This is a genomic window from Paracidovorax sp. (genome assembly GCF_057642795.1).
On record NZ_JBXYZY010000009.1, the window covers coordinates 64,693 to 81,495 of the forward strand.

The following is a 16,803-nucleotide window of genomic DNA, read 5'->3' on the forward strand; positions in this document are numbered from 1 at the left end:
CGCACCGGGCCAACGACGCGACGCGGCTCACGCCCATGCCGGGTCAACGGCGCGACACATTTCCTGGGGCAGTGCGCCGCACAATGCCCCCGATCTGACGACACCACCTCAGCCACGTTCCAAGGAGACCCGCCACCATGAGCCGCACCGTTCAGCAACTCTTCGACCTTTCCGGCAAGACCGCCCTCGTCACCGGCGGATCGCGCGGCCTGGGCCTGCAGATCGCCCATGCGCTGGGTGAGGCCGGTGCCCGCGTGCTGATCACGTCCCGCAAGGCGGCCGACCTGGAAGAGGCCACGGCCTCGCTGCAGGCCGCCGGCATCGACGCGCGCTGGATCGCCGCCGATTGCGGCCAGGAGGCCGATATCCAGCGGCTGGCCGCCGAGACCCTGCAGCGCATGGGCGACGTGGACATCCTGGTCAACAACGCGGGCGCCAGCTGGGGTGCGCCGGCCGAAGACCATCCCACCGCTGCCTGGGACAAGGTGATGAACCTCAACGTGCGCGGCTACTTCCTGCTATCGCAGGCCATCGCCAAGCACAGCATGATTCCGCGCAATCGGGGGCGCATCCTCAACGTGGCCTCCATTGCCGGTCTGGCAGGCAACCCCACGGCGATGAAGACCATCGCCTACAACACCTCCAAGGGCGCGGTCATCAACTTCACGCGGGCGCTGGCGGCGGAATGGGGGGCCTACGGCATCAACGTCAACGCCATCTGCCCGGGCTTTTTCAAGACCAAGATGGCCTCGGTGCTGATCGAGACGCTGGGCGAGGAGAAGATGGCCGAGCACGCCCCGCTGCGGCGCCTGGGCGACGACGAAGACCTGAAGGGCATCGCGCTGCTCTACGCCAGCGATGCGGGCAAGCACATCACCGGGCAGTGGATGGCGGTGGACGGCGGGGTGAGCGTGGTGACCGGTGGCTGATCTGGGGTACAACCAGCCCTCCGCCGCACGCATCCACTCTTGTCCCACTGCACATGTCCATGGAAAACGCCTTTGCGGGTTTCGGTGTCGAGATCCCGTTCGTGACCCATCTGGGTTTCACCCTGCACCGCATGGAAGGCGGCGAGTCCGAGCTGCGCTACGAGGCCGCGCCCGAGCACCTCAACTCCTTTTCCGTCACGCACGGCGGCGCCACGATGACGCTGCTGGACGTGACGCTCGCCACGGCCGCGCGCAGCGTATCGCCGGAATTCGGCGTGGTCACCATCGAGATGAAGACCAGCTTCATGCAGCCGGCCGTCGGGCCGCTGGTGGCCAGGGGAAGGCTGCTGCACCGCACGCGCTCCATCGCCTTCGTCGAGGGCACGGTCTACGACGCCCAGGGCCGGGCCTGCAGCCATGCCACCGGCACCTTCAAGTACGTGCGCAGGCAGCCGGCCGAAGGCGCTGGCGTGCCGACCGACTGAGCCGAACCGCTTCGCCCGCCGGCCCGTGCAGGAGGGCCACTGCACCGGCTTGCAACTTGTGCATCCAATCGTGCTGCAGCGCTTGATTCATGAGCGCGAGCAGCTATCGTAAAAGTAGCAAAGGAGATACCGTAATGCCACGCAATCAACAGATCCTGCTGGACAACCGCCCCCAGGGCGAAGCCACCACCGGCAACTTCAAGCTCGTCACCACCGACACGCCGGCTCTGGCCGACGGCCAGGTGCTGGTGCGCCACCACTACCTGAGCCTGGACCCCTACATGCGCGGGCGCATGAACGAGAGCAAGAGCTACGCGGCCAGCCAGCCGCTGGGCGAGGTGATGATCGGCGGCACGGTGGGCGAGGTGGTGGAAAGCCGCCACCCCAAGTACGCAGTGGGCGACAAGGTCGTCGGCATGGGGGGCTGGCAGGAATACGGCGTGGTGGACGGCAACGAGCCCGGCATGCTGCGCAAGGTGGACACGACCCATGTGCCGCTCTCGCACTATCTGGGCGCCGTGGGCATGCCGGGCGTGACGGCCTGGTATGGCCTGGTGAAGATCATTGCGCCCAAGGCCGGCGAGACCGTGGTGGTCAGCGCCGCCACAGGCGCCGTGGGCAGCGCGTTCGCCGCCCTGGCCAAGGCGCGCGGCTGCCGCGTCGTGGGCATTGCCGGCGGGGCTGAAAAGTGCCGCTACGCCACTGAAGAGCTCGGCTTCGACGTGTGCATCGACCACCGCGAGCATGGCGACCTGAAAGCCATGTCCAAGGCATTGAAGGACGCCTGCCCCGACGGCATCGACGGCTACTTCGAGAACGTGGGCGGCTACATCCTCGACGCCGTGCTGCTGCGCTCCAACGCCTTCGCCCGCGTGGCGGTGTGCGGCATGATCGCCGGCTACGATGGCAAGCCGCTGCCCCTGCAGAACCCCGCGCTGATCCTCATCAACCGCATGAAGGTCGAGGGCTTCATCGTGAGCGAGCACATGGAGATCTGGCCCGAGGCGCTCAAGGAGCTGGGCGGCCTGGTCGCCGCCGGCAAGCTGCGCCCGCGCGAGACCATCGCCGAGGGCCTGGCCGCCGCGCCCGAGGCCTTCCTGGGCCTGCTCAAGGGCAAGAACTTCGGCAAGCAGCTGGTCAAGCTGGTCTGAAGAGCCATGGCAGCGCCGCCCCCCCCGCTGCTGCACTGGACCTGGGCCCGATTCGACGACCTGGGCGTGCATGCGCTGCACGACGCGCTGGCGCTGCGCTGCCGGGTATTCATCCTGGAGCAGGGGCCGTATCAAGACCCTGACGACGCGGACAAGCGGTCCTGGCACCTGCTGGGCCGCGCCGCGCCCGGCGGTCCGCTGCTGGCCACGCTGCGCGTGGTGGACCCGGGCGTGAACTATCCCGAGCCCTCCATCGGCCGCGTGGTCACGGCGCCCGAGGCGCGCGGCACCGGCACCGGCCGGGCGCTGGTGGCCGAGGGCCTGGCGCGCTGCCGCGTGGCGTGGCCGGGGCAGTCGGTACGCATCAGCGCGCAGGCCCACCTGCAGCGCTTCTACGGCGAGCAGGGCTTCGTCGCCGTCTCGCCCGAATACCTGGAAGACGGCATCCCCCATGTCGAGATGCTCTGCGGCCCGGCTTGAGGGCCCGGCAGAAGAAAAGGAAAAGGAGCGCTCCCCGATGACTACCGAACTCATCCTGCATCACTACCCCTCGTCGCCGTTCTCGGAAAAGATCCGCCTCGTGCTGGGCATGAAGCAGCTGGCCTGGAAATCCGTCATCGTGCCCAGCGTCGCGCCCAAGCCCGACGTGGTCGCGCTCACGGGGGGCTACCGCCGCACGCCTTTTCTGCAGGTGGGCGCGGACGTTTATTGCGACACGGCCCTGATCTGCGACGTGCTGGAGCACGCCCAGCCCGAGCCGGCGCTCTATCCGCCGCACCTGAAGGGCGTGGCCCGCGTCTTCGCGCAGTGGGCCGACACCACGCTCTTTTGGGCCGCCATGGCCTACAACCTGCAGCCCAAGGGCGCCGGCGTGCTCTTCGCCAACCTGCCGCAGGCTGCACAGCAGGCCTTCGTGGCCGATCGGCGCGCGATGAGCGGCGGGATGCACCGGCTGGATGCGGGCGACGCCACGGGTGCCTATCGCTCCTACCTGCGCCGCATCGCCCACATGGCCGAGGAGCACGACTTCCTCTTCGGCGCCGAGCCCTGCGTGGCCGACTTCGCCGCCTACCACCCGCTCTGGTTCACGCGCCAGTGCGTGCCGGTGATGGCCGACATCTTCACCGCCACTCCAGCCGTCATCGAATGGATGGACCGCCTCGCCGCGCTGGGCCATGGCCGCATGGAGAAGTTCGACGCCGAAAGCGCCATCGCCGTGGCGGCCCGCTCAGAGCCGCTGCCGCTGGTGCGCGAGGCCTTCCAGGACGACCACGGCATCGCGCTGGGCACCGCGGTGACGATCACCGCCGAGACCTTCGGCCCGGAGCCCACCCACGGCACGCTGGTGGCCGCCACCCGCACGCGCTACACGCTGCGCCGCACCGATCCGCGTGCGGGCACGGTGCACGTTCACTTCCCGCGCATCGGCTATGCGCTGAAGCCGGCCGCCTGAAGAAGCGCGGCGCGCGCGGCACCTGCCCCGTCCGACGATTCACATAAAACCATACGCAGGAGACAAAGATGATCGAAGACTTCCACGGCAAGACCGCCGTCATCACGGGCGCGGGTTCCGGCTTCGGGCTGGAGTGCGCGCGCATCGGCGCGCAGCGCGGCATGAACCTGGTGCTCGCCGACGTGCAGCAGGACGCGCTCGACGCCGCCGCGGCCGAGATGCAGGCGGCCGGCGCCCAGGTGCTGGCCCAGCGTGTGGACGTGTCGGACGCGCAGCAGATGGAGCAGCTGGCCACCGCCGTGCAGCAGCGCTTCGGCGCGCCGCATCTGGTCTTCAACAACGCCGGCGTAGGCGCGGGCGGGCTGGTGTGGGAGAACACCGTGGCCGACTGGGAATGGGTGCTGGGCGTGAACCTCTGGGGCGTGGTGCATGGCGTGCGCCTCTTCACGCCCATGATGCTGGCCGCCGCCGCGAAGGACCCGGCTTGGCGCGGCCACATCGTCAACACCGCCAGTATGGCGGGGCTGCTGAACCCGCCCAACATGGGCATCTACAACGTCAGCAAGCATGCGGTGGTGAGCCTGACCGAGACGCTCTACCAGGATCTGTCGCTCGTCACCGAGCAGGTCGGCGCCAGCGTGCTGTGCCCGTATTTCGTCGCCACTGGCATCAACGCCAGCGAACGCAACCGCCCCGGCGCGCTGGCGGCCAGCCAGCCCACCAAGAGCCAGCTGATCGGCCAGGCCATGGTCGGCCGCGCCGTCAGCAGCGGCAAGGTCTCGGCCGCCGATGTGGCCGCGAAGGTCTTCGCGGCCGTAGCGGCCAACCAGTTCTACATCTACAGCCATCCGCAGGCCCTGGGCCCCGTTCAGACCCGGCTGGAAGATGTGCTGCAGGCCCGCAACCCCACGGACGCCTTTGCCGACAAGCCCGAACTGGGCGCGCAGCTCAGGGCTCAGCTGCGGGCCGTCTGAAGTCGATCGGCCGGGGCTGGGCGCCCGCTACGGCTTGGGCCTCACCAGCCGCACCGGCAGCCGCACGCCCTTGCCGACACTGCCCTGGGCTTCGCCGCTGTCCATGTCCACCGCCCAGCCTTGCTGGGCGCGAATGCCGCTTTCACCGGCGCCGCCGCGCTGTACGTTGCTGTACGCATAGGGATTGACCGGCGCGGTATTGACGCTGGCGGTGCCCGTCCAGTGGAACTCGCGCGGCGTGGCGGGGAAGAGCACCGGGTCCACCGTCGGCGGCTGGTGGCTGCGGTTGACCAGCCGGCGCAGCTCCGGCACACGCGGCAGGCGCCATCGCACTCCTTCGGCCTTGCCGCGCTCTGCGACCAGGGCCTGGGCCTGCGCATAGGTCATGCGGCGCGGCTGGCCGGTGCAGGTCTGGCCGTTCCACTGCATGCCTTCCACGCAGCGCGGCCAGGCCAGGCGGGTTCGATCGTCGATCACGTAAAGACCATCGTCCGAGGGGTGCATGGTCGGCAGCGGGCGGGGAGGAGACTCAGGCGCTTCGTCGTCATCGGCATCGTCGGCGGCCTCCTGCGCTGATGCCGCCGGCTCGGCCGGGTGGGGCGGCGCTGCCTGCGCCGGCAGGGCCGCCAGCAGCAGGAACAACGCGGCCAGGCCGCTGAACACGGGGGAGGGCAGGGCCGCGCGATGCGGCGAAGGGGGCGCGAATGCGGTCATGTGCTAACGATACTCCGGCCGCCGCGCGAAGGCCTGCCGGATTCGTCAAGGCGATCTCCGAAAAGGGGTTGATTCACATCCCCGTCCCCGGCGGCCAGCCGCGGGCCGACGTGACCGGGAGCCTACCGCTGCGCCCATGCTCTTCTATCGTTTGATGGCTGCGAGCACAGTTGATGCTGGTGCTGCAGTTCGCTGGAGTTCTCCTATGAGACCTTGCGCGGGCGGTCCGTCCCGGCCTTGGTGACAATCGGCCGGATGAGTTCTTCTTCCGTGTCTTCCTCTTCGCCTGCCGCCCGGCCGGCCGCCGGCCCCCGCTTCCTCGGCCTGGCCCTGGTGCTGGGCCTGCTCTCGGCCATCGGCCCGTTCGCCATCGACATGTACCTGCCCGCGTTGCCGGACATCGGCGCCAGCCTGCGGGCCGAGGTGGGCGCGGTGCAGTGGAGCCTGACGGCGTTCTTTCTGGCGCTGGCGGTGGGGCAGCTGGTTTATGGCCCGGTGTCGGACCGGGTGGGGCGCAAGCCGCCGCTCTATTTCGGCCTGACGCTCTTCGCTGTGGCCAGCGTGGGCTGTGCGCTGGCCACGCAGATCGACGTGCTGGTGGCGCTGCGCTTCCTGCAGGGCCTGGGCGCTGCGGCCGGCATGGCGATTCCCCGCGCCGTGGTGCGCGACCTGCATACCGGCACCGAGGCCGCCCGCCTCATGTCGCTGCTGATGCTGGTCTTCAGCGTCTCGCCCCTGCTGGCGCCGCTGGCCGGCAGCGGGCTGATCGCGCTGGCCGGCTGGCGCGGCGTGTTCTGGGCGGTGGCGCTGGCGGCCCTCGCCGGGCTGGTGCTGGTGCGCCTGGCGCTGAAGGAAACGCGCACGCCGGCCCAGCGCGCCGCCCACGGCGAAGGGCCGGGCGCGCTGCGCACCTATGGCCTGCTGCTGCGCGACATGCACTACCTGGGCCTGGTGCTGATCGGCGGCTGCTCCATGGCGGGCTTCTTCGTCTATCTGGCGGGCTCGCCCTTCGTGCTGATCGACCACTACGGCCTCAGCTCGGTGCAATACAGCCTGGCCTTCTCGATCAATGCGGCGGCGTTCTTCGCGTCGGCCCAGTTCACGGCGCGGCTGGGGCGGCGCTTCGGGCTGGTGCGGGTGGTGAAGGCGGCCGTGACCGTGGCAGCGGCCGTCATGGTGGCGCTGCTGGCCTATTACGGCCTGGGCGGCGACCGGCTGGCGGTGCTCCTGGTGCTGTATTTCATGGCCAGCGCGGCCATGGGGCTGGTGATCCCGACCACCTCGGTGCTGGCGCTCGAGGAGCACGGCGCCATCGCCGGCACCGCTTCGGCCCTGCTGGGCACGCTGCAGATGCTGGCAGGGGCCATCGCCATGGGCGTGGCGGGCGCGTTTGCCAACGGCAAGCCGCTGCCCATGGTGGCGGGCATGGCCTCGGGCGCGCTGCTGGGCTTCGCGTTGACCTGGCTCACGCTGGGCGGGCGGCGCGCGCACCGCGTGGCCGGGGGCGGGCGGTGAGCGGCGCCCACGCAGCGGACAGCGCCGCGCCCGACGGGGTGCCGCAGCCGGCGCGGTTGCGCGCCATGCTGGTCATCATCCTCGGCCTCACGCTGTCGGTGCTGGACATCAGCATCGTCAACCTCGCGCTGCCGGGCATCGCGCGCGAACTGCAGGCGGATGCCTCCAGCGCCATCTGGATCGTCAACGCCTATCAGCTCGCCGCGCTGGTGCTGCTGCTGCCGCTGGCCGCGCTGGGGGACCGCCTGGGCTACCGGCGCGTCTATCTGGTGGGCATGGCGGTGTTCACCGTGGCCTCGGTGGGGGCCATGCTGGCCACTTCGCTGGAGGCGCTGATCGTGGCGCGGGTGCTGCAGGGCGCGGGCTCGGCCGGCATCATGAGCGTTAACGGGGCCATGGTCCGGCTGATCTATCCGCGCGCACTGCTGGGGCGTGGCGTGGCGCTCAACTCGCTGGTGGTGGCAGGGGCCACCATGGCGGGGCCGTCGGTGGCTGCTGCCATCCTCTCGGTCGGCAACTGGCCGTGGCTCTTCGCGCTCAACCTGCCGCTGGGCATCTTCACACTGTGGCTGGGACGGAGGGCGCTGCCCTTCAATCCCGCCAAGCCGGGCGGCAGCGGGCAGCCCATCGCGCTGCTCGACGTGGCCCTCAACATCGCTATGTTCACGCTCATCTTCCTCGGAGTGGAGCGGCTGGGCGTGCGCATGGAAGGTTCTGCTGCCGCCGCTTCGCAGGCGGGCGGCGCGGCCACCGGCTGGCTGCTGCTGGCGGCGGGGCTGGCGGTGGGAGCGGTGTACCTGCGGCGGCAGTGGCCGCTGGCGGCACCGCTCTTTCCGGTCGATCTGCTGCGCATTCCGGTGTTCGCGCTTTCCATGGGCGCCTCGGTCGCGGCCTTCTGCGCGCAGATGCTGGCCTTTCTCGCGCTGCCGTTTCTCTTCCTCGAAGTGCAGGGGCGCTCGCATGTGGAGGCTGGGCTGCTGATGACCGTGTGGCCGCTGGCCATCGTGCTGGTGGCGCCCATCGCGGGACGACTCATCGGCCGCATCGCCGACGGCCTGCTGGGCGGCGTGGGCATGGCGGTGTTCGCGGCCGGCCTGCTGCTGCTGGCCTGGCAGCCTGCGCAGGCGGCGGCCTGGGACATCGCCTGGCGCATGGCGCTCTGCGGCGCGGGCTTCGCACTCTTCCAGTCGCCCAACAACCACACCATCGTGACCACCGCGCCCCTGCACCGCAGCGGCGCGGCCAGCGGCATGCTGGGCACGGCGCGGCTCACCGGCCAGACGCTGGGCGCGGTGCTGTTGGCCGGCATCTTCGCCGTCTGGACGGGGCACGACGGCCGAGGCGAATCGGCGGCCCTGATGGTGGCCGCCGTGAGCGCCGTGCTCTCGGGCATCAGCAGCTCGCTGCGCGTGGTGCGGCGCTGAAGCCGGGCGATTGCAGGTCTTTGGGGCCTGCAGCGCTCACTGTGCCTAGGCCTTGCGCTATGAAAAAAATAGCTAGCCGATGCGGGCCACGACCTGTTCGGCCAGCGAGCGCGCCGTGAGCGGCGCGCAGCCCTCGGCGTGGTTGCTGAGGGTCACATAGGCGTTCTGCCCGCGCTGCGTGACGCCCGCGATGGCGCGCGCCAGTTCGGCATGCAGTTCCGGTTCGGGGTGGTGGATGCGGTCGTAGGGCGCATAGAGCTTTTCGGCGTCTTCGTAGCCGTACATGCCGTGGATGGGGTGCAGGTTCCAGCGGCAGACCAGCGGGCCGGGCCAGAGCAGGCGCAAGAGCGGCAGCTGGTCCGCCAGCGCCGGCATGCGCGCATGCAGGCCCAGGCAGTAGGTGGCGCCGCCGGCGCGCAGCGCATCGGCCAGCAGCGGCAGCACTTCCGGCGCCAGCCATTCGGGGTCGCGCACCTCCACGGCCAGCACGGCGTCGGGCGCCCGGGCGGCCAGCGGCGGTTGTGCGCGCAGCATGGCGGCCAGCCGCCCGATCACCTCGGGCAGCCGCTGCAGCATGGCGGGCGGCAGCGGGCTCAATTGAAAGATGAGCGCCCCGGCGCGGCCGCCCAGGCCTTCGAGCGCGGGCTCGACGAACTCCTGCGCCGCCAGCTCGGGGTTGAGGAAGGCGCTGTTGGGCTGCTTGCCGCGCCCGTCTTCGCTGCGCACCAGCGCATCGGTGACCAGGCTGGGCGCCTTCACGACGAAGCGGAAATCGCCCGGCACCTGCGCCGCGTAGCGGGCACATTGCTCGGCCGTGAGCGGCCGGTAGAAGCTGCGGTCGATGCTGACGGTGCGCAGCAGCGGGTGCTGGGCATAGACGGGCAGGCCGTTCTTCGAGAGCGTGGCTTCGGAATGCTCGCCTTCCCACACCAGGCCCTTCCAGCCCGGGTAGCTCCACGAGGAGGTGCCCAGCCGCAGCCGGGGCGGCAGCGACCGGCCCAGGGCCTGCAGGGCCTCGTCCCAGGCGGCGGGGTGGACGCCCGTGCGGCGGCGGGCCGGGGTGGCTTCTTCGCCGGCGGGCGCGGGGGAGGGCGGTGGTGACGGTGGCGCTGCGGGCGGCCCGCCGAAAAGATCTTCTTGCATGCCGGTGCGTGGGGCGCCCTCAGGCGCCGCCGAAGAGGCCGCCTTCGTCGAGCAGATCGAAGGCGATGGCCGGGCGTTGGTCCATGCTCTTCTTGATGGCGGCCGGAATGGCCTGCCGCGTCTTGCGGCACAGCCCGGGTTGTTCGTGGACGAGGATAGTGATGCCGCGCAGCGTGCGCACTTCGTTGGGGCTGACGGCGATCGTCAGGCGCACGCCCAGCTGCTGGAAGAGGCGCTCTTCCATGCGGCGCAGGTCAGCCAGGTCGGCCAGATTCTCCAGCCGCGCGATCAGGCGCTTTTCCTCCTCGCGCGTAAGCCGCAGGATGCGCACGTCGCCGTCGGGCTGGCGCATCAGCGCTTCCCGCTCGCACGTGCAGGCGCCGGGCGGGCATTCGGTGCGGACGGGGAAGGGAAAGGGCGTCGTCATCGAGGGCGGAACAAACAATGCACACCGGCTGCCGTGGCGGGGATTCACCCATTCTAGGGAGCGGGCGCAGGCCTCGCGGCGCCGGGGGATTGGGTTGCCGGTACTAGGCACCCAGCAGCGTGCCGCCAGCGCTGCGAAGGCGGCAGCCTGGCAGTGAAGAGCGTAACGGGGCTGACGGTCACGCTACGGACCCCGCAAATGCGTCGTTGGCGCGGGCGTCGTTCGTCGCCCGCTGGTCAGCGCCTTCCACTTGGCGTGAAGGCCTGTATCACCCAAAAAAATTCACCCGCCAGGGTCTCCGAGTGATGGAGACCCTGGCGGGTGAATTTTTGTCGCTGCCCGGTCGCCGGTCGTTACCGCGGGCCCTGGCGGGCCGGGTGCGAGCTTCGGCCTCGTTCAGTCAGTCAGCCAGCGTTCTTCAGCGACTGCTTGGCCTTGTCGGCGGAGTTCTTCGAGCGGCTCTTGTGGTACTTCGCCTTCGTCTTGTTCACCGCCTTGCCCACCGGGCCGCTTTTCTTCGCGTCGCTCTCCGCCTGCTTTTGTTCCATCTTGTGTTCGACGGAGTCGGAAGCTTCCGAGGCTGCCTTGCCGACCTGGGCGGTGGCGATGGAGGCTGTGCCCATCAGGGCGAGGGCGGCGGCGAGGGCGGACAGTGTCTTGCGGTTCATGAGCGGTTCCCTGTAGGAGTTGAATGTGGGCCGATCGTGACACGCGGGCATCGGTAGCCGTGTCAGCCACAGGCCGTGCTGGGTGTAGGCGGCACCGGCTGAGAGGCGGCGCAAGACGCTATGGCAAACTCGCGCGCTTCGCTTTTTCGTCTCAGACATCGGCAGCACATGCAGCAGATCATTCGGCAGTTGGCCGCAGAAATCAGGGTCAGTGAACAACAGGTACGCGCGGCGGTGGAGCTGCTGGACGGCGGCGCCACCGTGCCCTTCATCGCGCGCTACCGCAAGGAAGTGACGGGCGGGCTGGACGACATCCAGCTGCGCGAGCTGGAGGCGCGCCTTTCCTACCTGCGCGAGCTGGAAGACCGCCGCGCCGCCGTGCTCAAGGCCATCGACGAGCAGGGCAAGCTGACGGACGCCCTGCGCGCGGCCATCGCGTCAGCCCCCACCAAGCAGGAGCTGGAAGACCTCTACCTGCCCTTCAAGCAGAAGCGCCGCACCAAGGGCCAGGTCGCCCGCGAATTCGGCATCGAGCCGCTGGCCGACAAGCTCTTCGCCGACCCGACGCTGGACCCGGCCGCCGAGGCCGCCGCCTTCACCCGCCCGCCCGAGGTGCTGGATGACGGCAAGCCCGGCGCCGATTTCTCCACCGTGCCGGCCGTGCTCGACGGCGTGCGCGACATCCTCTCCGAGCGCTGGGCCGAAGACGCCGCGCTGGTGCAGTCGCTTCGCGAATGGCTCTGGGCCGAGGGCCTCCTGCGCAGCAAAAAGGTGGATGGCAAGAACGAGAACGACCCCGAGGTCTCCAAGTTCCGCGACTACTTCGAGTACGACGAGCCCATCGGCCGCGTGCCCTCGCATCGCGCGCTGGCCGTGTTCCGCGGCCGGGCGCTGGAGATCCTCGAAGCCAAGCTGGTGCTGCCCGTGGAACCGGAGCCCGGCAAACCCAGCATCGCCGAAGGCAAGATCGCCCTGCACCTGGGCTGGAGCCACGCGGGCCGCGCGGCCGACGACCTGATCCGCAAGTGCGTGGCCTGGACCTGGCGCGTGAAGCTGAGCCTCTCCACCGAGCGCGACCTCTTCGCCCGCCTGCGCGAAGAGGCCGAGAAAGTCGCCATCAAGGTCTTCGCCGACAACCTGCGCGACCTGCTGCTGGCCGCGCCTGCCGGCCCGCGCGTGGTGATGGGGCTGGACCCGGGCATCCGCACCGGCGTGAAGGTGGCGGTGGTCGATGCTACCGGCAAGCTGGTGGACACCGCCACCGTCTATCCGCACGAGCCGCGCCGCGACTGGGACGGCAGCCTGCACACGCTGGCCAAGCTGGCCGAGAAGCACGGCGTCAACCTGATCGCCATCGGCAACGGCACCGCCAGCCGCGAGACCGACAAGCTGGCCGGTGAACTCATCAAGATGGCCGCCAAGGTGGAGCGCAGCATCGAAAAGGTGGTGGTGAGCGAGGCCGGCGCCTCCGTCTATTCCGCCAGCGAATACGCCAGCCAGGAGATGCCCGACGTGGACGTGAGCCTGCGCGGCGCGGCCTCCATCGCCCGGCGCCTGCAGGACCCGCTGGCCGAGCTGGTCAAGATCGACCCCAAGAGCATCGGCGTGGGCCAGTACCAGCATGACGTGAACCAGAGCGAGCTGGCGCGCACCCTGAGTGCGGTGGTGGAAGACTGCGTGAACTCGGTGGGTGTGGACCTGAACACGGCCAGCGTGCCGCTGCTCTCGCGCGTGTCGGGCCTGTCGGGCAGCGTGGCCAAGGCCGTGGTGCGCTGGCGCGAGGCCAACGGCGCGTTCAAGAGCCGCAGACAGCTGATGGAGGTGAGCGGCCTGGGGGCCAAGACCTTCGAGCAGAGCGCGGGCTTTCTGCGCATCCGCGGCGGCGACAACCCGCTGGACATGACGGGCGTGCACCCCGAGACCTATCCGGTGGTCGAGCAGATCATGGAAAAGACCGGCAAGCCGGTGGCCGAGCTGATGGGCCGCGCCGACATGCTCAAGACCCTCAAGCCCGAACTCTTCGCCAACGAGAAGTTCGGCGTCATCACCGTCAAGGACATCCTGGGCGAGCTGGAGAAGCCCGGCCGCGACCCGCGCCCGGACTTCAAGGTGGCCCGCTTCAACGACGGCGTGGACGACATCAAGGACCTGAAGGAGGGCATGGTGCTGGAGGGCACGGTGAGCAACGTGGCCCAGTTCGGCGCGTTCATCGACCTGGGCGTGCACCAGGACGGCCTGGTTCACGTCAGCCAGCTGAGCCACAAGTTCGTGAACGATGCGCGCGAGGTGGTCAAGACCGGCGACATCGTCAAGGTCAAGGTGATGGAGGTCGATGTGGAGCGCAAGCGCATCGGCCTCACCATGAAGCTGGATGCCGCGCCCGCCCGCCGCGACGGCCCGCGCGACAACCGTTTCGAAGGCGCCGGCCGGGGCTACGCCCAGCCGCCGCGCCGCCAGAATGAGCCGGCTGCCTCCTCGGCCATGGCATCGGCCTTCGCCAAGCTGCAGCAGGGGCGGCGCTGAGTGGCTGGGCGCGGCTCAGCGTTCGCCCATAAATGCGTGCGCGCCTGGATAATGAAGCCACTTTGACCGAACCCGAAGCCCGCCCTGCCGTCCCATGGAGCTGAACGCCCTCCTGGCCCAATCCGTCGCACTGCCCAGCCTGCCCAAGGCCGTGGCGCTGCTCATGAGCGAGCTGGCTGCGCCTGAGCCTGATCTGCGCCGCTTGAATCTGCTGTTCGGCAGCGACCCCGCCCTGGCCGCCCGGCTGCTGCAGCAGGCCAACGCGCCCGCCGCCGGCGCCCAGGGGCTGGTCAGGGGCATTCCGGAGGCGCTTGCCCTGCTGGGGCTGCGCCAGGTGCGCGAACTGGTCCTCTCGGCGACGCTGGGCACCTCCGCAGGCTCGGTGCCGGGCATGAACCTGCCGCAGTTCTGGCGCTACAGCCTGCGTACCGCCAAGCTGGCGCGGTCGTTGGCGGGCGTTGTTCATCAGAATCCTTTGGCCGCTTACACGGCCGGCCTGCTGCACGGCCTGGGCGAGCTGGTCCTGCATCTGGGCAATCCCGGGCACGCGCATGCCCTCGACCCGCTGGCTCCCCCCCTGGATTTGCGCCGCGCGCGGCTGGAGATGCGGCTGATGGGCTACTGCTACGCCCACGTCAGCGCCGGCATGGCGCTGCAATGGCACCTGCCGCTCATGGTGACAGACGCCATGGAATACCACTGCGCGCCGTTCGAGAACGGTGTTTACGAACCCCTGGCCGGCGTGCTGCATCTGGCCGCCTGGCGCGCGCGCGCGGCCGAAGCCGGGCTGGACGAGCGCGAACTGGCGGTGAGCTTTCCCGGCGAAGTCGGCGTGGCGCTGGGCCTGGACATCGACATGGTGCTGCAGCAGGACCCTATCGACTGGTCCCCTCGCTCCGCGGTGGATGGCGAGGGCCCCACAGCATGAGCCAGCCGTGGCGGGCAGGTGCATCGCGGTGAAGGCCCTCTGCATCCATGCCGGCCCTGGCGCATTGCGCCATCTGCGGGCGCAAGGCGGCCTGCGGCCCGAAGACGTGGGCGTGGTGCCCGCGGCAGCCGGCGGGCCCAAGGGCCTGATCCTGGGGCCGCTGGACCGCTTTCTCTTCGGCGAATGGCTGGCCGGGGCGAACCACCCGGTGCACCTGGTGGGTGCCTCCATCGGCGCCTGGCGCATGGCCACGGCCTGCTTGGGCACGGGCGCGGTGGCCGCCTTCGAGCGGCTGGAGCACGACTACATCCACCAGACCTACGACGTGCCGCCGGGCGCGCGCCGGCCCACGCCGGCGCACGTCAGCGAACGCTTCGGCTCCAGTCTGCGTGCCTTCTTCGGCGGGCAGGCCGAGGCCTTGCTGGCGCATCCACGCTATCGGCTGCACATCGTCACCGCGCGCGGGCGTCATCTGCTGCGGCGCGAGCACCGCTGGGCCACGCCCCTGGGCTATCTGGGCGCCTTCGCCACCAACGCGTTGCATCGGCCCGGGCTGGGCGGCTGGCTGCAGCGCGTGGTGTTCTCGTCGGGGCAGGGCGGGGCGGATGCCGGCGCGGGCCCGGCGCCGCTGCCTTTCGATGCGAATGACTTCTCCACCCGGCAGGTGGCATTGACGGAGCAGAACTTCATGCCCGCGCTGCAGGCCAGTTGCTCCATCCCCTTCGTACTGCAGGCCGTGCATGACATTCCCGGCGCGCCGCGCGGCGCGTATTGGGATGGCGGCATCACCGACTACCACCTGCACCTGCGCTACCGCCGTCCCGCCGAGCGGCTCTCGGAATCGGGTGCTATTGGATTCATAGCTGATAGCCCTCTTGAATCAAGGGCTGGCGGCCAAAACGGTACTGAATTCGGCAGCGCCTACGGGGACGACGGCGCGCTGGTGCTCTACCCTCACTTCCAGCCCCGCGTGGTGCCCGGCTGGCTGGACAAGGGCTTGCGCTGGCGGCACCGCAGCACGCCTGCGCTCAATAACATGATCGTGCTCTCGCCCCACCCGGACTGGGTGGCCGCGCTGCCCCGCGCCAAGCTGCCCGACCGCAACGACTTCACCCACTACGGCACCGACACCGCAGCCCGCGTGCGCGCCTGGAGCGCCGCCACGTCGGCCAGCCGGCAGCTGGCCGATGAATGGGCCGAATGGCTGCGCCGACCGGACCTGGGCCGGGTGCAGCCGCTCTGAGCGCCGCGGCTCGACGCCGCGCACATCCACCGCAGCGCACCGGCTCACATCGAGGCGCGCAGCATCTCCCGGTAATCCTGTGCCGTCGCCTCGCGCGGATTGGTCTTGTGGCAGTGGTCGGCCAGTGCGCCGCGGATCACATCGTCGAACAGATCCTCGGTCACGCCCATGGCCGCCAGGCCCGTGGGCAGGCCCAGGCGGGCGCTCATGTCACGCACGGCCTCGGGCACGTCGCCCGCGCCGGCCAGTCCCATGGCATGGGCCATGCGCTCCAGCCGCCGGCTCTGCCGCACCGCATCGGCCTGGGCATTGAATCGGATCACCGCAGGCAGGAACACGGCATTGAGCGTGCCGTGGTGCAGGCGCGGGTTCACGCCGCCCAGGCTGTGGCTGAGCGAATGCACGCAGCCCAGGCCCTTCTGGAAGGCCATGGCGCCCTGCATGCTGGCGCTCATCATGTTCAGCCGCGCCTCCCGGTCGCTGCCGTCGCGGGTGGCGCGCTCGATGTGCGCCCAGCCGCGCTCCAGCCCGTCCAGCGCGATGCCGTCGGCCGGCGGGTTGAAGGCGGACGACATGAAGGTCTCCATGCAGTGCGCGATCGCGTCCATGCCCGTGGCGGCCGTCAGCTGCGGCGGCAGGCCCAGCGTCAGGCCCGGATCGCAGAGGGCGGTGCGCGGCACGATGTGCCACGAATGGAAGCCCAGCTTGCGGTGGTCGTCCACGATGATGATGGCGCCGCGCGCCACCTCGCTGCCCGTGCCGCTGGTGGTGGGCACGGCGATGATCGGCGCGACGCGCTCGGTGATCTTCGGCGAGCCGCCCTCGATGGTCGCGTAGGTCTTGAGCGGCCCTTCATGCGTCGCTGCGATGGCGATGCCCTTGGCGCAGTCGATCGCCGAGCCCCCGCCCACGGCGATCAGCCCGTCGCATTGCCGGGCGCGGTAGATGTCCACCGCAGCCCGCACGGCGGCCTCGGTGGGGTTCGAGGGCGTCTGGTCGAACACCGCCACATCGTCCATGCCGGCGAGCGCATCCAGGGCCTGCTGCAGCACGCCAGCGGCCTTCACCCCCGGGTCGGTCACCACCAGCGGACGGGTGATGCCCACGCGCTGGCATTCCTGCGGCAGCAGCTGGATGGCGCCGAACTCGAACTGGATCTGGGTGACGTAATTGATGAAAGCCATGGTGCGCGCGATCCCGGGTTGTGATGAGATGGGCCCTCCACC

General features: G+C 70.0%; 16 protein-coding genes. 11 read left to right on the plus strand and 5 right to left on the minus strand.

All coding sequences use genetic code 11. The features are described 5' to 3' along the window. Positions 1–137 precede the first annotated feature (137 nt). From AC3A84_RS05105 to AC3A84_RS05130, 6 genes are all read left to right on the plus strand, one after another. Entirely contained in the window at positions 138–929 is a 792-nt protein-coding gene (locus tag AC3A84_RS05105; protein WP_487968565.1) for an SDR family oxidoreductase, read from the plus strand. 53 nt (positions 930–982) lie between these two features. After that, positions 983–1,414, plus strand: coding sequence for a PaaI family thioesterase (locus AC3A84_RS05110; protein ID WP_487968566.1), 432 nt, complete (start codon positions 983–985; stop codon positions 1,412–1,414). A gap of 134 nt (positions 1,415–1,548) precedes the next feature. Beyond that, the gene (locus tag AC3A84_RS05115; protein ID WP_487968567.1) at positions 1,549–2,565 is read left to right on the plus strand and encodes an NADP-dependent oxidoreductase; all 1,017 of its coding nucleotides are present in this window, start codon (positions 1,549–1,551) and stop codon (positions 2,563–2,565) included. 6 nt (positions 2,566–2,571) lie between these two features. After that, positions 2,572–3,045 (plus strand): GNAT family N-acetyltransferase, encoded by a 474-nt coding sequence (locus AC3A84_RS05120; protein ID WP_487968568.1) that lies wholly within the window; start codon positions 2,572–2,574, stop codon positions 3,043–3,045. A 37-nt stretch (positions 3,046–3,082) separates the two neighbouring features. Continuing rightward, a complete protein-coding gene (locus AC3A84_RS05125; protein ID WP_487968569.1) occupies positions 3,083–4,018 on the plus strand; it encodes a glutathione S-transferase family protein in 936 nt (311 codons plus the stop codon). Between the two features lie 68 nt (positions 4,019–4,086). Then, entirely contained in the window at positions 4,087–4,992 is a 906-nt protein-coding gene (locus AC3A84_RS05130) for an SDR family oxidoreductase (protein WP_487968570.1), read from the plus strand. A 27-nt stretch (positions 4,993–5,019) separates the two neighbouring features. Here AC3A84_RS05130 and AC3A84_RS05135 read toward each other — a convergent pair whose 3' ends face one another. Next, positions 5,020–5,706 (minus strand): Lcl C-terminal domain-containing protein, encoded by a 687-nt coding sequence (locus tag AC3A84_RS05135; protein ID WP_487968571.1) that lies wholly within the window; start codon positions 5,704–5,706, stop codon positions 5,020–5,022. 255 nt (positions 5,707–5,961) lie between these two features. Here AC3A84_RS05135 and AC3A84_RS05140 point away from each other — a divergent pair, with 255 nt between their 5' ends. Then, the gene (locus AC3A84_RS05140; protein ID WP_487968572.1) at positions 5,962–7,221 is read left to right on the plus strand and encodes a multidrug effflux MFS transporter; all 1,260 of its coding nucleotides are present in this window, start codon (positions 5,962–5,964) and stop codon (positions 7,219–7,221) included. Positions 7,222–7,286: 65 nt separating this feature from the next. Beyond that, the gene (locus tag AC3A84_RS05145; protein WP_487968624.1) at positions 7,287–8,645 is read left to right on the plus strand and encodes an MFS transporter; all 1,359 of its coding nucleotides are present in this window, start codon (positions 7,287–7,289) and stop codon (positions 8,643–8,645) included. 72 nt (positions 8,646–8,717) lie between these two features. On the opposite strand, the gene AC3A84_RS05150 is transcribed toward AC3A84_RS05145, so the two are convergent. From AC3A84_RS05150 to AC3A84_RS05160, 3 genes are all read right to left on the minus strand, one after another. Next, positions 8,718–9,788 carry a DUF72 domain-containing protein gene (locus tag AC3A84_RS05150; RefSeq protein ID WP_487968573.1) on the minus strand — a complete coding sequence of 357 codons (1,071 nt, stop codon included), beginning with the start codon at positions 9,786–9,788 and terminating at the stop codon, positions 8,718–8,720. Between the two features lie 19 nt (positions 9,789–9,807). Further along, a complete protein-coding gene (locus AC3A84_RS05155) occupies positions 9,808–10,215 on the minus strand; it encodes a hypothetical protein (RefSeq protein WP_487968574.1) in 408 nt (135 codons plus the stop codon). 404 nt (positions 10,216–10,619) lie between these two features. After that, the gene (locus AC3A84_RS05160) at positions 10,620–10,883 is read right to left on the minus strand and encodes a hypothetical protein (protein ID WP_487968575.1); all 264 of its coding nucleotides are present in this window, start codon (positions 10,881–10,883) and stop codon (positions 10,620–10,622) included. A 168-nt stretch (positions 10,884–11,051) separates the two neighbouring features. On the opposite strand from AC3A84_RS05160, the gene AC3A84_RS05165 reads away from it, so the two are divergent. The 3 genes from AC3A84_RS05165 (at position 11,052) to AC3A84_RS05175 (ending at position 15,577) form a co-directional block, all read left to right on the plus strand. Continuing rightward, positions 11,052–13,406, plus strand: a complete 2,355-nt coding sequence (locus tag AC3A84_RS05165; protein ID WP_487968576.1) for a Tex family protein — start codon at positions 11,052–11,054, stop codon at positions 13,404–13,406. Positions 13,407–13,500: 94 nt separating this feature from the next. Next, a complete protein-coding gene (locus AC3A84_RS05170; protein WP_487968577.1) occupies positions 13,501–14,334 on the plus strand; it encodes an HDOD domain-containing protein in 834 nt (277 codons plus the stop codon). Positions 14,335–14,362: 28 nt separating this feature from the next. Beyond that, positions 14,363–15,577, plus strand: a complete 1,215-nt coding sequence (locus AC3A84_RS05175) for a patatin-like phospholipase family protein (RefSeq protein WP_487968578.1) — start codon at positions 14,363–14,365, stop codon at positions 15,575–15,577. A 44-nt stretch (positions 15,578–15,621) separates the two neighbouring features. On the opposite strand, the gene AC3A84_RS05180 is transcribed toward AC3A84_RS05175, so the two are convergent. Further along, the gene (locus tag AC3A84_RS05180) at positions 15,622–16,761 is read right to left on the minus strand and encodes an iron-containing alcohol dehydrogenase (protein ID WP_487968579.1); all 1,140 of its coding nucleotides are present in this window, start codon (positions 16,759–16,761) and stop codon (positions 15,622–15,624) included. Positions 16,762–16,803: the final 42 nt, after the last annotated feature.

Excerpts from the sequence above, each read along its gene's own strand:
- AC3A84_RS05105 (WP_487968565.1), top strand. The coding sequence starts at position 138 with ATGAGCCGCACCGTTCAGCAACTCTTCGACCTTTCCGGCAAGACCGCC.
- AC3A84_RS05110 (WP_487968566.1), top strand. The coding sequence starts at position 983 with ATGTCCATGGAAAACGCCTTTGCGGGTTTCGGTGTCGAGATCCCGTTC.
- AC3A84_RS05115 (WP_487968567.1), top strand. The coding sequence starts at position 1,549 with ATGCCACGCAATCAACAGATCCTGCTGGACAACCGCCCCCAGGGCGAA.
- AC3A84_RS05120 (WP_487968568.1), top strand. The coding sequence starts at position 2,572 with ATGGCAGCGCCGCCCCCCCCGCTGCTGCACTGGACCTGGGCCCGATTC.
- AC3A84_RS05125 (WP_487968569.1), top strand. The coding sequence starts at position 3,083 with ATGACTACCGAACTCATCCTGCATCACTACCCCTCGTCGCCGTTCTCG.
- AC3A84_RS05130 (WP_487968570.1), top strand. The coding sequence starts at position 4,087 with ATGATCGAAGACTTCCACGGCAAGACCGCCGTCATCACGGGCGCGGGT.
- AC3A84_RS05135 (WP_487968571.1), bottom strand. The coding sequence starts at position 5,706 with ATGACCGCATTCGCGCCCCCTTCGCCGCATCGCGCGGCCCTGCCCTCC.
- AC3A84_RS05140 (WP_487968572.1), top strand. The coding sequence starts at position 5,962 with ATGAGTTCTTCTTCCGTGTCTTCCTCTTCGCCTGCCGCCCGGCCGGCC.
- AC3A84_RS05145 (WP_487968624.1), top strand. The coding sequence starts at position 7,287 with ATGCTGGTCATCATCCTCGGCCTCACGCTGTCGGTGCTGGACATCAGC.
- AC3A84_RS05150 (WP_487968573.1), bottom strand. The coding sequence starts at position 9,788 with ATGCAAGAAGATCTTTTCGGCGGGCCGCCCGCAGCGCCACCGTCACCA.
- AC3A84_RS05155 (WP_487968574.1), bottom strand. The coding sequence starts at position 10,215 with ATGACGACGCCCTTTCCCTTCCCCGTCCGCACCGAATGCCCGCCCGGC.
- AC3A84_RS05160 (WP_487968575.1), bottom strand. The coding sequence starts at position 10,883 with ATGAACCGCAAGACACTGTCCGCCCTCGCCGCCGCCCTCGCCCTGATG.
- AC3A84_RS05165 (WP_487968576.1), top strand. The coding sequence starts at position 11,052 with ATGCAGCAGATCATTCGGCAGTTGGCCGCAGAAATCAGGGTCAGTGAA.
- AC3A84_RS05170 (WP_487968577.1), top strand. The coding sequence starts at position 13,501 with ATGGAGCTGAACGCCCTCCTGGCCCAATCCGTCGCACTGCCCAGCCTG.
- AC3A84_RS05180 (WP_487968579.1), bottom strand. The coding sequence starts at position 16,761 with ATGGCTTTCATCAATTACGTCACCCAGATCCAGTTCGAGTTCGGCGCC.